Here is a 12956-nt window from a genome sequence, read left to right as displayed (position 1 = left end):
GAGCCTGATATGTTTGCTATAATGGTGAAGTTTGAAACTTAAAAGAAAGTGAGCTGTAAATTTGAAACGTTCAAGAAAACACAATAGTCATTGGTTTCTGATATTTATTGCAGCCGTTATCATCTTGGTTGGTGGATCTTCTATTGTGTATCATGAAGTTCGTAAACCAATAGACTCAGCTAAAAGTCAGTCACTGAAAATTGCAAAAAAATATGCCCATTTGAAGACAGAAACCAACTTTTCGTGGGCTAACTCAGAACAGACCTTCTACACAGTAACGGGAGTGACCAAACAAAATATTCCCGTGTACGTCATTATTTCGAATAATGGAAAAAAGATCCGTATTTTTAAACAATCAGCAGGAATTGATCGCAATGATGCCCTTAAAAAGATTTGGAACAATTATAGTCCAAAAAAAGTAACCACCATTTCAATGGGAATTTACAAACAAAAGCCTGTTTGGGAGGTCGGATATATGAATGCCTCTGGACAATTATGTCTGAAAACTTTAAACTTTAAAAATGGTACGGTTGTTCGATCAGTGAATGACATTTAATGAAATTACTCAAGGAGGATATTTATCTTGGAACAAATAAGTATCGTAGATTCCAAAGATCATGTTGACGAACGTGTAAAAATTGGCGTTTGGTTAACGGACAAACGATCTAGCGGAAAAATTAGTTTTTTACAATTGCGGGATGGTACAGCCTTTTTTCAGGGTGTTGTAGTCAAAAGCGTTGTTGGCGAAGAAATTTTTGAAATTGCTAAAAAATTACGGCAAGAGACCAGTATGTGGATTACAGGGACTATTCATCAAGATGATCGTTCACATTTTGGATACGAAATTGAAGTTGATGGTATTGAAGTAATTGGGGAAAGTAACGACTATCCAATCACACCAAAAGAACACGGGATTGATTTCTTACTAGATCACCGTCACCTTTGGCTAAGATCTTCACGCCCACATGCCATTATGGAAATTCGAAATGAAGTAATTCGGGCTACCTATGAATTTTTCAATAACGAAGGCTTTATTAAACTTGATGCACCAATTTTGACAGGAAGTGCACCTGAGGGAACCACAGAGCTCTTTAAGACCAAGTATTTTGATCGTGAAGCCTACTTGTCACAAAGTGGTCAGTTATACGAAGAAGCTGGTGCAATGGCTTTTGACAAGGTGTTTTCATTTGGACCAACATTTCGGGCTGAAAAGTCGAAAACACGGCGGCATTTAATCGAATTTTGGATGATCGAACCCGAAATGGCTTTTATGCATCAAGAACAGAGTCTTGAATTACAGGAAAAATACGTTGCCTTTTTAGTACAAAATGTCATCGATCATTGTGCTTATGAATTGAAAATTTTGGGTCGTGATATTGAGGTCTTAAAGAAGTATACTAAATTACCATATGCTAGAATCACTTATGATAAAGCTATTGAAATGTTACAAGAATCAGGAAAATTCCCTGATTTACAATGGGGTGTAGATTTTGGCTCTCCTGAAGAAACATTTTTGGCCGATCAATTTGAACAACCAGTATTTGTTATGAACTATCCTAAGGCAATCAAAGCATTTTACATGAAGCCACATCCAACCCGGGATGATTTAGTAATTTGTGCTGATTTATTGGCTCCTGAAGGTTATGGAGAAATTATTGGCGGATCGGAACGGGCCACGGATTATGATTATTTGGTTAGTCAAATAAAAAAAGCTGGCCAAGATCCTAAAAACTATGACTGGTATTTAGATTTACGTAAATATGGATCAGTGCCGCATTCTGGGTTTGGGTTAGGCTTAGAGCGGACCTTAACTTGGATAACTGGTGAGGATCATGTGCGTGAAACAATTCCATTCCCAAGATTGCTTCATCGGCTTTATCCATAGTGAACTGAAAAAAGGAGGGGAAAGCTTTGGATGAGTTAACACGAAGGTTTTTGAAAGCTGGGAACACGGTCGTTTCCAACTATTTATTAAGTAACTTCCATCAACTTGGGTTAACTAATGATGAATTAGTTATTTACTTAATTATTGAAAAACAGCGCGGACAAGGCGATCTTTTTCCTAGTTCAAAGTTAATTTCTAAAGAAACGGGGTTAACGGAGAATAAAGTTTACGAGTTATTGCACGAAATGATTCAAAATAAATTAATGGAAATAAAAACTGTTAAGCACGCTGACGGGAAAAGTTATGATCAATATAGTTTTGAACGACTATTTGAAAAACTATTGCAGTCGGCAAGCAATGAGGTTCAGGCCCAAAAACAGGAGACTAATAAAGTAACCCGTGAAACTGTTTTTGCTCAAATCGAATCTGAATTTGGTCGACCATTGTCGCCGATTGAATATGAAACTATTAATCAATGGCTAACCGATGACCATTATGCTCCAGAAATGATTTCATTAGCCTTAAAAGAGGCCGTTTTAAGTCAGGCATATAGTTTAAGATATATGGATCGTATTTTGTTAAACTGGGAAAAGCGAAACTTAACCACAGTGAAACAAGTCCAAAAAGAAGAAAATCGCCAACGGAACGGTTCAATAAACAGTTCGGATTCAAATCGGCCAACTACAAAAGCTGACTTAACAGGTCCCAAAATTCCTATATATAAGATTTCAGACCAAGATTAAAAAGGGCTCAAAAAAACCTATATTCCATTTTCTAGTCGTTTTTCGGCTAGTTAGAGAATATAGGTTCTTTTTGTTTATTCTTTGTTGCTACTTGATGAAGATTCTTCACTGGATGAGCTCGAACTAGAACTTGCACTGCTTGAGCTGCTGGAACTAGAACTTGATGAGCTGGAGGAACTATTGTTAGAGCTACTGTTGTTACTATTACTGCTACTACTACTCTTTGAAGATGTATCACGACTGGTGGTAACAGTAGAAGAACTAGATCTTGAGGAACTAGAGTAACTTGATGAATTATTTGAAGAGTCTTCATCGCTAGCTCCTGAAGTACTATAGCTAGAGTTTGCCTTGAATAGTTCTTTCACACCATTTACGGTTTTTTCTGTCACACTGGCTGGTTTTACCCAGTCTTCATTGGTTACAGATGTGGCAAGATAGCCCATCATGCTCTTATAAACCTGTTGCGCAATAAGAGTTTCCTGTTCGCTTAGGAATCCGGAAGCAGTATTTTGCTCATCATAGCCGGTCCAGACTGACATGCTGTAATGACGCGTGTATCCCGTAAACCAAGAGTCCATTGAAGCAGTACTTGGATAGTTGCTAGCAATGTCGGATGGGTAAGCCGTTGTTCCAGTTTTACCAGCCTCATAAAGTCCTGAAATAGCAGCTGTTGATCCGGTACCATTTGAATCAGTTAGGACCCCCTTAAGCATGTCTGTGATCATATAGGCTGTAGCTTTACTCATTGCTCGTTTACCTTGGCTACTATAACGATAGGTTTTGCCGCTTTGGGTCACAATTTTATTGACATAATATGGTTTGTAGTAGGTTCCGCCATTGGCAAACGCCGCATAAGCAGCTGCTTCCTGAAGGGGTGAAATGTATAAGCCAATTCCGTTTTGAAGATTATAGGTTCCCTTTTGAGAAATACCAAGTTTTCCTAAGAAGGTGGTTGCCTTACTAATACCAACATCTTGTAAGGTTCGAATTGCCGGAATATTTCGGGATTGAACAAGTGCTTGACGCATTGTCATTTTTCCCTTGTATGCTTTATCAAAGTCATATAATTTTGTTTTTGATCCTGGGTAAGTAAAGGGCTCATCCTTTACCGTTCGACTGGTTGGCCAATTTAGATACTGAATGGCTGGTCCATAGTCCATCAACGGTTTAGCAGTAGAACCACTGCTACGATCCGTTTGAACAGCCCGGTTCAAACCAAAAGTGACATTTCCGTTTTGCCGACCACCCAGCATGGCGACCACTTTTCCGTTATTTGGATTGGTAATCGAAACACCAAGTTGAAACTTAGAATCAGGATATTGAACGTAGTTACTTGAATTTCCAATTTTATAAAGTCGTTTTTGAGCGGCTAAATCTAAGTTGGTATAAATTTTCATACCATCCGTATAAGGATTAAATCCCTTCGACTGAACACTTCTAATGACTTGCTTCAAGTAGGAGTCTACAATTTTACTACTTACCGTGGAAAGACCATTTGTACTGTGGGTTTTAACTAAACCAGTTTTAACGCTTGTCTTTTCGGCCTTGGCTGCTTGAGCCTTAGTGATTACTTTATTGCTTACCATGGCCTGTAAGACGGTGTTACGCCGTGATAATGCATACGTTGGGTACTTAGTGGGATCGTAAGAAGTAGGCGCTTGTGGCATACCAGCTAACAGGGCGATTTCACCGAGGCTTAGCTTAGAAAGTGATTTCCCATAATAATACTTGGCCGCGGTTCCCATTCCGTAAACGCCATTGCCCATGTAAACTTTATTGATGTAAAACTCCAGAATTTTATCTTTCGAATATTTTTTGTCAACTTTTAAGGCCAACCAAGCTTCCTGAGCCTTTACACGCAACGTTCGGTCTTTTGCAGAGGTTGAGAATACTGAAAGTTTAACCAATTGTTGAGTTAGTGTACTGGCACCTTGAAGGCCAAGTGAAGAGCCAGTTAAATTTGCGAATGCCGCGCCAACAATTCGAACGGGATCAACGCCATTATTTTTATAAAAACGTTTATCTTCAATTGAAACAACCGCACTTTTAAGAGATTTAGGGATTTCGTTTGCTTTGACATAGTCCCGATTTTGAGCACCTAAACGACTAATAACTTTACCGCTTTTGTCATAAACAACAGTTGCTTCATCACTAGATAATTGTTCTTCCGAAATACTTGGGGAATCCTTGGCATAATACATAAAAAGCCCTGCGCCACCAATTAGTGCTAAAACAAATAGTGCAATTAGCCACAAAAGAATTCGTTTAAAGATGGAGCGACGACGATGAGGTGGCTGAGTTAACTGCGAATGTTGGGTACGGTGAGGCTGATAATTATCAGAATTGTGATTATTAGTTTGCATGTTGTTCTCCTTCGTGTTTCTTAATTAACAATTTGTCCACAGCATTCAGATACGGAATAAGGGGATTTAACTGATAGTTAATTAAGTAGCCATTTTCTTTTATATAACTAAGTGGAATGGACTTTCTACCACCATTTTTTTGACGATCCCAAAAATAAAAGAGATCCGTTGCCGAAAGCAAAAAAATTTGATCGATTTCGACGAATTTAATAATTGTAAAACAAATACCTTTGGAAGCAATGCAAGCTTTCATGTGACGTATTTGGTGGTCATGAAAATTATCGAGTGGAAATGCAGTTTTCCTTTTAGTTTCCTTTGCATCAAAGTCAATGTAATAACCCTTGTAAACGCCATTATAATCAGTTGTAGACGCCTGACGGAAATAGGCCTCTTTAATAACTGCGGCACTTCGCTTAGGATAATCAACTTTAACAATTTGAATGGGAGTTGGTTTTTTATGAACCACTGCAATTCCGTGTGAAAGATAATATTGATTACTTTCGTTTAATTCATCTTCTAATGACATTCCCCGTTTTCCGAACTGCGTGGGGGCCTTCTTAATGCCAGAGTTGGAAGACGAGTCTGGATGCATATATTTCTTTCCTGATGGGTAATGAAAGTTCACTTGTTCATCACTTCCTATTTTCTATATTATACTATAGATGTAAAGTTAAAAACTATCTGAAATCTATTTTTAAAATTTGGAGGAATACTTTATGAGTCGTGTTTGGGTTACAGGATATCGAAGTTATGAATTAGAAATTTTTAATGATAAAGATCCAAAACTATTAATTATTCAAAAAGTTATAAAAGATGCGCTTAAAATTCGTCTTGAGTCAGGTGCTGATTGGCTAATAACTGGTGCTCAACTAGGAGTAGAACAGTGGGCAACGGAAATTGGCGTTCAACTAAAAACTGAGTATCCTGACTTTAAAGTTGCCGTAATGCTACCGTTTACGGAATTTGGTCAACAGCGGAACGAGAATAATCAAGCAAAACTTTCCCAAATTTTAACAAAAGCAGATTTTACAGATAGCGTTAGTCATAAACCGTATCAAGCGCCTCAACAGTTGAGGGCCTATCAACGCTTTATGTTAACCCATACAGACCAGGCAATTTTAATATACGATCCAGAGCATCCCGGAAAGACTAAGTATGACTATGATCTTATTCAGAAATGGCGAGAGAATCATCCTTATCCACTAGAAGTGATAGATTTTGATGATCTACAAGAAGCAGCGGATGAATATGCAGAAAATGAGAACAACAGTTTTAATTTGGATTAAAGTCTGATACAATGGAATACGTGTTACGCAGATATTACAATAATTATGAGGTGCTAAATATGGATAACATAAATCTTACTCCAAAAGATATTTTGCAAAAAGAATTTAAACCTAAGATGCGTGGCTACGATCCAGCAGACGTTGATACCTATTTGGATTCAGTTATCAAAGATTATGAGACTTTTTCAAAAAATATCCAACAGTTAAAGGATGAAAATGAAAGACTACTCGATAAAATTGATGAACTAACAAAACAAGTTTCCGTGGGCAAAACTACTTCTAGTACACAGCCTGTCAATAGCGCAACCAACATGGATATTCTTAAGCGGCTTTCAAACTTGGAGCGTCGGGTGTTCGGCTCACAACTTGACAATGGCGAAAATGAATCACATCGAATTTAATTATACTTTGTAAATCTCGGGTAATTGCGGTCTACTTATGTAGGCTGAGGAAAGTCCATGCCCGCACAAGCTGCGATGCTTGTAGTGTTCGTGCTCGGTGAAAAAATAAGCTGAGGTATCTCATTTGAGATAACGGCGGAATACAGAACTAAGGTTTCGGCTATGTTCTCATGTTCCCTAAGGTGCCACAGAAACGTATCAATATGAGAAATCATATTGTTGGAACGCGGTAAACCCCACGAGCGGGCAACCCAAACATTGGTAGGGGCGCTTCACATCTGGAATTGAACTAAATGTGGGGGCAAGCGGTGACGCTTGGAGATAGATGATTACCCAAATTTGAATTGAACCTGAGAATTCATTTTGGACAAAACATGGCTTATAGAGATTTACATTTCAGGAGACTAGGGTAGAAGTTCGCTTTTATCCTAGTTTTTTTTAGATTAAAAATATAAAAGGTGAAATTTATGCAAAAATTTGAATTAATGGCCACCTGTGCTAGTGGAATTGAGGCACTGGTAGGTAAGGAATTACGCGAACTTGGTTATGACGTTGAGGTTCAAAATGGCCGCGTCCGTTTTGAAGGTACAATTGAAGACATTCTTAAAACAAATCTTTGGTTAAGAACGGCAGATCGAATTAAAATTGTGGTCAGTGAGTTTGAAGCCAAGACATTTGATTCTCTTTTTGAGCAAACTAAACAAATAAACTGGGATAAATTATTGCCCATTGATGCTAATTTTCCTGTAGAGGGAAGATCAAGAAATTCACAATTGCACAGTGTGCCGGATGCACAGTCCATTGTCAAAAAAGCAATTGTGAACCAGCTTTCAGAAACTTATCATCGACGAACAAGATTACCCGAAACAGGTGCCGTTTATCCAATCGAAGTTGCAATTAACAAGGATCAGGTTCAGTTGACTTTGGATACCACTGGAGACAGTTTATTCAAACGAGGTTATCGAATTGACAAAGGTGGTGCTCCTTTAAAGGAGAACATGGCTGCTGCTTTAGTATTATTGACCAGTTGGAAACCAGATATGCCGTTTGTTGATCCTGTTTGTGGATCAGGAACGATTCCCATTGAAGCTGCATTGATTGGTCAAAATATTGCGCCCGGGTTTAACCGTAACTTCATTTGTGAAAAATGGGATTGGGTTCCTGATACAGTGAGTGAAAAATTACGTGATGAAGCAGACGCCCAGGCTAATTATGATGCTAAACTTGATATTACAGGTTACGATATTGATCAAAATATGATTAATATCTCTAAACGAAATGCACTCGAAGCGGGTTTGGAAGATCTTATTTCATTTAAGCAAATGGCTGTTAAAGATTTCAAAACAGATAAATTAAATGGTGTTATTGTAGCCAATCCTCCTTATGGACAACGGTTAAGTGATCAAGAAAGCGTGCGTAAACTTTATCGTGAAATGGGAGTCGTTTACAAGCCGTTAAAAACCTGGAGTAAATATATTTTAACAAGTGATTTGGAATTTGAACGATTTTATGGTGGTCAAGCCACTAAAAAAAGAAAACTATACAATGGTGCTTTAAGAACTGATTATTTCCAATATTGGGGAAAGCCAGTTTGGCATCATGAAGGAAAGCGTGAAACGAATTAGTATGGAAAAAGTTGCCATTATCGGTGGTGGCATTGTTGGTGCAACTGCTGCGTATTTAATAAGTAAAAACAATGATTACTCGGTTACCTTATATGATTCAGGAAAAGGTCAGGCTACTAAGGCTGCTGCCGGAATTATTTCGCCTTGGCTATCAAAACGCCGGAATAAGAAATGGTACACATTAGCTAAAGATGGTGCAACCTATATTGCTGAATTGGCTAAAGAAACTCAAATGAATTCCAAAACTTATCTGCAATCTGGGACAATTTTCACTAGAAAAGAAAGTGCCGATTTGGATGAGTTAGAATCATTGGCTAATCAAAGAAAAGTGAATGCTCTGGAAATGGGGGCAATTAAGCGTGTGGATGCACAAGAAATTCGGACGCTATTGCCACTTGTTACTGCAGATTTTCAAGGAATCTTTATTAGCGGTGGGGCGCGCATTGACGGAAATCGGTTTGTCAAACATCTCTTGGAAATTAGTGAACGAAATGGTGTTAACCTTGTGCATAGCAAGGTTGAGTTAGTTGATGATCAAACTATCAAAGATGAAAGCCAAGTTAAAAAATTTGATCTGATCCTGGTTTGTGCTGGAGCGGGCATTAACGAATTATTGGCCCCTCTAAATTATGAAGTACAAGTTCATCCACAAAAAGGGCAATTAATTGAATTGAATGTACCAGCTTATCAAAATGATGTAATGGCACCGGTATTAATGCCTGAAAGTGAAAAGGACTTTATGCCAATTGGTGATGGGCGCTTAATTATTGGAGCGACCCACGAAAATACACCGGGTTTTGACTTGAAATTCACTCAAGATGCTTTGGATGATCTTTTTGCAAGTGCTAAAAGAATTGATAATCGTTTATCTAAGAATGATTTAATCGCGACTAGGGTTGGCACCCGGTCGTTTACAGATGATTTTTCGCCATTCTTTGGCTGGTTACCAAATAATGACCATGTTTTAGTGGCTTCAGGACTGGGATCATCTGGGTTAACAACCGGACCGATAGTTGCCAAACTATTAGTTTCATTACTTGAATCTTCAAGAGATTACTCGAAGTATCAAAAAGAAATTTCTAATTATATTCATATGAAAGGTTAGTGATCACTGTGCAATCCTCAAAAACTAATTTTTATTATCAACCAGCGTTTTTAGCCAGTATTTCATCATGGTCGTGGACACTGTTAGTTTTAATTATGGGAGTTATTTTTTGGCTTGAGGTCACTCATTTTAATTGGATTACGGCGGCATTTTTTATTGGCTTTATCATTATTTGTGGTGTCCAGTATTTTACCCGTTCAATGTTAGTACAAGCTGATAAGTTAGTTGTTAATCGAAGTTTACAAAAGAGCTGGCTAGTGATGAATGTGGCAGACATTCAGACAATGAAACTGACTAAATTTGGAATTAGTTTTATGTTTAATTCTGATCAGTATTCTTTTTATCTTTCTAAAAAGAATCGAGAATATTTGTTTCAAACTTTAAAAGATAAACGAGCTGGAATTGCGGGGTAATTAAATGACAGACATAGAAATTGCACAAAATGTAAAAATGGACAAGATTGTAAAAGTTGCAGAAAAAATTGGTCTATCGGAAGATGATATCGAGCAATATGGTTCATATAAAGCCAAAATAAAATTGCCTCTGCAAACAGAAAAAAAGACTAAAAGAAAATTAATTTTGGTTACTTCAATCAATCCAACTCCTGCTGGCGAGGGAAAATCAACTGTTACGGTTGGCTTAGGAGATGCTTTTAGTTTATTACAAAAGAAGGTTATGATTGCGCTCCGGGAGCCCTCGCTGGGGCCAGTGATGGGTATGAAGGGTGGAGCCACTGGTGGCGGCTATGCTCAGGTTGTACCAATGGAAGATATTAATTTGCATTTTACTGGTGATATGCACGCGTTAACAACAGCCAATAATACGTTGGCTGCTCTCATTGATAATCATATGCAGCAAGGGAACACATTAGGAATTGATCAACGCAGAATTGTTTGGAAACGAACTTTAGATATCAACGATCGCGCACTTCGCAATATTGTCATTGGCTTGGGTGGCCCTGTTCAAGGTGTTCCCCGGGAGGATGGTTTTGATATTACGGTAGCCAGTGAACTAATGGCTATTCTATGTTTGTCTGAAGATTTGCACGATTTGAAAGCAAGAATTAATCGAATTGTGATTGGTTACACGCACGATAGGAAACCAGTGACCGTCCAAGATTTAAATGTTGGTGGGGCTATTGCAACTTTGCTAAAAGATGCAATTAAACCTAATCTAGTTCAAACTTTGGCTCATACACCAGCTATTATTCATGGTGGTCCGTTTGCAAATATTGCGCATGGCTGTAATAGTGTGCTTGCTACACAAACCGCATTGAATTTGGCTGACTATACGATTACCGAAGCAGGTTTTGGCGCTGATCTTGGCGCCGAAAAATTTCTTGATATCAAGACACCGGTATTAGGAAAAACGCCGGATACAATTGTGATTGTGGCGACTGTAAAGGCTTTGAAGCTTAATGGTGGTCAGGCGTTATCAGATTTGGCAACAGAAAATCTAGATGCATTAAAAAAGGGTATTGCAAACCTTGTTCATCATATTAAAAGTATGGCTCAATATGGAGTACCGGTTGTTGTAGCAATTAATCGTTTTACTCAAGACACCAATCATGAAATTGACTATGTCAAACAAATTTGTGCAGATATGGGAATTCAAGCTTTGGATACAGATGTTTGGGCAAAAGGCGGTCACGGCGCACTCGACCTTGCTAAAACGATAATTAAAACTGTTGAAAAACCGGCCACATTTAAGCCACTGTATGAACCAGATGCTGATCTTACGGTCAAGATTGAAACCATTGTGACTAAGATATACGGTGGTGTTCATGTTGAGTATTCTAAAAAAGCAATTAATCAGATCAAACGTTTTAAAAAGTATGGTTGGGATAAATTACCAGTTTGTATGGCAAAAACACAATATTCACTATCAGACGATCCTAAATTATTGGGGGCTCCTAAAGATTTTACTATTCATGTAAAATCATTTGTTCCTAAGCTGGGAGCCGGTTTTATTGTGGCAATGACAGGTAATATTCTAACAATGCCTGGATTACCCAAGCATCCTGCCGCGTTGGACATTGACATCAGTGATGATGGTAAGATCAGCGGATTATTCTGATAGGAAATGAGGTCATGACATGTTATTTGCCATAGATTTTTTAATTATTTTAGCAGTTGTCGTAGTTGATCAATTAGTAAAATTTTGGGTTGCAACCAATATTAGTATGGATGCTGTTCATCAGGTTATACCTGGAATTTTTTCACTAACTAATATTCGAAACAACGGGGCAGCCTGGAGTATTTTGGAAGGAAAAACCACTTTCTTCTATTTAATTACAGTAGTGGCTTTGGTCGTTTTACTTTATTTTTTGTATCAAACTCGTGGACATTGGTTATATCAAATTAGTTTAAGCTTAATTGTAGCCGGTGCATTTGGAAACTTTATTGATCGGGTTAGATTGAAATACGTTGTTGATATGTTTCAACTTGATTTTATCAATTTTCCCATTTTTAACGTGGCTGATTTTTCACTAACAATAGGTGTTATCGTACTTTTTATTGCAATTTTCAAGGAAGATAGATTGGAGAGTTAAATATGTTAACCCATGAACTTGTTATCCAGGATCAACAAGGCAGAATTGATAAAGTGTTGGCAGCGGCTTTTCCAGATTTAACTCGTTCACATATTCAAAATTTAATTAAAAATGACCATATTTTGGTTAATTCAAAGCAAATTAAGAATAAGTACAGCGTTAAACCTGGCGATAAGATCGAAATTCAAGATGAAGATATTCAACCCCTTGATCTTGAACCAGAAAATATTCCTTTGGATATTGTGTATGAGGATAACGATGTCATTGTTGTCAATAAACCACAAGGTATGGTTGTCCATCCGGCTGCAGGGCATCCAGATCACACATTGGTGAATGCGTTACTGTATCATAGTCCCTTATCTACAATTAACGGTACAAATCGACCAGGAATCGTTCACAGAATTGATAAGGACACATCAGGTTTATTAATGGTGGCCAAAAATGATCATGCGCAACAGAGTTTATCGGCACAGTTGAAAGCTAAAACAAATACGCGATTATATATTGCCCTGGTGCACGGAAATATCAAAGAAGATCAAGGGACGATTGATGCGCCAATTAGTCGATCACCCAAAGACAGAAAGAAACAGGCAATTGTGGCAGATGGCCGACCAGCAGTTACCCATTTTAAGGTTCTCAAGCGTTATGGAAACTACACTTTAATTCAGTGCAAATTGGAAACGGGTAGAACTCATCAGATTCGCGTTCATTTGAAATATATTGAACATCCCGTTGCTGGCGATCCGTTGTATGGACCCCGAAAAACTTTAAAAGGTAATGGTCAATTTTTACACGCCAGTGTCTTAGGGTTTAAGCAGCCAACAACCGGCAAGTATCTTGAATTTAAGGCACCATTGCCTGCAGTGTTTGAAAAGACACTTAAATGGCTTGACACACAATCTGAACATGGTTAAAGTTAATTCGTAATAGCGCTTTATAAATTAGTAGGTGCGTATATAGATTAGGTAGTTTTGCGAAGCAAATGTAAATTTGGTTC

General features: G+C 38.0%; 13 protein-coding genes and 1 other RNA gene. 12 read left to right on the top strand and 2 right to left on the bottom strand.

What is annotated here, in order from left to right; genetic code table 11:
- Positions 1 to 61: 61 nt before the first annotated feature.
- From AB3217_RS05885 to AB3217_RS05875, 3 genes are read left to right on the top strand one after another with little or no spacing between them, the layout of a single operon-like run.
- The gene (locus AB3217_RS05885) at positions 62 to 556 is read left to right on the top strand and encodes a DUF5590 domain-containing protein (protein ID WP_068807278.1); all 495 of its coding nucleotides are present in this window, start codon (positions 62 to 64) and stop codon (positions 554 to 556) included.
- Positions 557 to 583: 27 nt separating this feature from the next.
- The gene (gene asnS, locus AB3217_RS05880; RefSeq protein WP_057782381.1) at positions 584 to 1885 is read left to right on the top strand and encodes an asparagine--tRNA ligase; all 1302 of its coding nucleotides are present in this window, start codon (positions 584 to 586) and stop codon (positions 1883 to 1885) included.
- 26 nt (positions 1886 to 1911) lie between these two features.
- Positions 1912 to 2628: a DnaD domain-containing protein gene (locus AB3217_RS05875; RefSeq protein WP_057782379.1), complete on the top strand. Its 717-nt coding sequence runs from the start codon at positions 1912 to 1914 to the stop codon at positions 2626 to 2628.
- A 74-nt stretch (positions 2629 to 2702) separates the two neighbouring features.
- Here the strand turns inward: AB3217_RS05875 and AB3217_RS05870 are convergent, their stop codons facing one another.
- Together AB3217_RS05870 and recU are read right to left on the bottom strand one after the other, a co-directional pair.
- Entirely contained in the window at positions 2703 to 4991 is a 2289-nt protein-coding gene (locus tag AB3217_RS05870) for a PBP1A family penicillin-binding protein (RefSeq protein WP_057782377.1), read from the bottom strand.
- Positions 4981 to 5616: a Holliday junction resolvase RecU gene (gene recU / locus AB3217_RS05865; RefSeq protein ID WP_084254316.1), complete on the bottom strand. Its 636-nt coding sequence runs from the start codon at positions 5614 to 5616 to the stop codon at positions 4981 to 4983. Before recU ends, AB3217_RS05870 begins: the two co-directional genes overlap by 11 nt.
- A gap of 91 nt (positions 5617 to 5707) precedes the next feature.
- On the opposite strand from recU, the gene AB3217_RS05860 reads away from it, so the two are divergent.
- The 9 genes from AB3217_RS05860 to AB3217_RS05820 all read left to right on the top strand — a co-directional run bounded on the left by AB3217_RS05860 (position 5708) and on the right by AB3217_RS05820 (position 12873).
- The gene (locus AB3217_RS05860) at positions 5708 to 6277 is read left to right on the top strand and encodes a DUF1273 domain-containing protein (RefSeq protein ID WP_367365797.1); all 570 of its coding nucleotides are present in this window, start codon (positions 5708 to 5710) and stop codon (positions 6275 to 6277) included.
- Between the two features lie 59 nt (positions 6278 to 6336).
- Positions 6337 to 6678, top strand: a complete 342-nt coding sequence (gpsB, locus tag AB3217_RS05855; protein WP_057782372.1) for a cell division regulator GpsB — start codon at positions 6337 to 6339, stop codon at positions 6676 to 6678.
- A gap of 12 nt (positions 6679 to 6690) precedes the next feature.
- An RNA gene (gene rnpB / locus AB3217_RS05850) (RNase P RNA component class B) lies at positions 6691 to 7065 on the top strand.
- A gap of 80 nt (positions 7066 to 7145) precedes the next feature.
- Positions 7146 to 8303, top strand: a complete 1158-nt coding sequence (locus tag AB3217_RS05845; protein WP_367365796.1) for a class I SAM-dependent RNA methyltransferase — start codon at positions 7146 to 7148, stop codon at positions 8301 to 8303.
- A complete protein-coding gene (locus tag AB3217_RS05840) occupies positions 8290 to 9408 on the top strand; it encodes an FAD-binding oxidoreductase (RefSeq protein WP_198145831.1) in 1119 nt (372 codons plus the stop codon). Before AB3217_RS05845 ends, AB3217_RS05840 begins: the two co-directional genes overlap by 14 nt.
- Before the next feature lie 8 nt (positions 9409 to 9416).
- Positions 9417 to 9821 (top strand): EbsA family protein, encoded by a 405-nt coding sequence (locus AB3217_RS05835; protein WP_068807403.1) that lies wholly within the window; start codon positions 9417 to 9419, stop codon positions 9819 to 9821.
- 4 nt (positions 9822 to 9825) lie between these two features.
- Complete coding sequence (locus AB3217_RS05830; RefSeq protein ID WP_367365795.1) at positions 9826 to 11484, top strand: formate--tetrahydrofolate ligase; 1659 nt, start codon at positions 9826 to 9828, stop codon at positions 11482 to 11484.
- Positions 11485 to 11503: 19 nt separating this feature from the next.
- Positions 11504 to 11959 (top strand): signal peptidase II, encoded by a 456-nt coding sequence (gene lspA, locus AB3217_RS05825; protein WP_068807254.1) that lies wholly within the window; start codon positions 11504 to 11506, stop codon positions 11957 to 11959.
- A 2-nt stretch (positions 11960 to 11961) separates the two neighbouring features.
- On the top strand, positions 11962 to 12873 hold the full coding sequence (locus AB3217_RS05820) for an RluA family pseudouridine synthase (protein WP_367365794.1): 912 nt from the start codon (positions 11962 to 11964) through the stop codon (positions 12871 to 12873).
- Positions 12874 to 12956 lie beyond the last annotated feature (83 nt).

The sequence above is a fragment of the Pediococcus parvulus genome (genome assembly GCF_964063155.1).
GTDB lineage: Bacteria > Bacillota > Bacilli > Lactobacillales > Lactobacillaceae > Pediococcus > Pediococcus parvulus.
This window is presented reverse-complemented; position numbering and strand designations above follow the sequence as displayed.

Bases quoted from the DNA above. Each gene is read 5' to 3' on its own strand.
- AB3217_RS05870 (WP_057782377.1), bottom strand. From the start codon at position 4,991: ATGCAAACTAATAATCACAATTCTGATAATTATCAGCCTCACCGTACC.
- AB3217_RS05860 (WP_367365797.1), top strand. From the start codon at position 5,708: ATGAGTCGTGTTTGGGTTACAGGATATCGAAGTTATGAATTAGAAATT.
- gpsB (WP_057782372.1), top strand. From the start codon at position 6,337: ATGGATAACATAAATCTTACTCCAAAAGATATTTTGCAAAAAGAATTT.
- AB3217_RS05845 (WP_367365796.1), top strand. From the start codon at position 7,146: ATGCAAAAATTTGAATTAATGGCCACCTGTGCTAGTGGAATTGAGGCA.
- AB3217_RS05830 (WP_367365795.1), top strand. From the start codon at position 9,826: ATGACAGACATAGAAATTGCACAAAATGTAAAAATGGACAAGATTGTA.
- lspA (WP_068807254.1), top strand. From the start codon at position 11,504: ATGTTATTTGCCATAGATTTTTTAATTATTTTAGCAGTTGTCGTAGTT.
- AB3217_RS05820 (WP_367365794.1), top strand. From the start codon at position 11,962: ATGTTAACCCATGAACTTGTTATCCAGGATCAACAAGGCAGAATTGAT.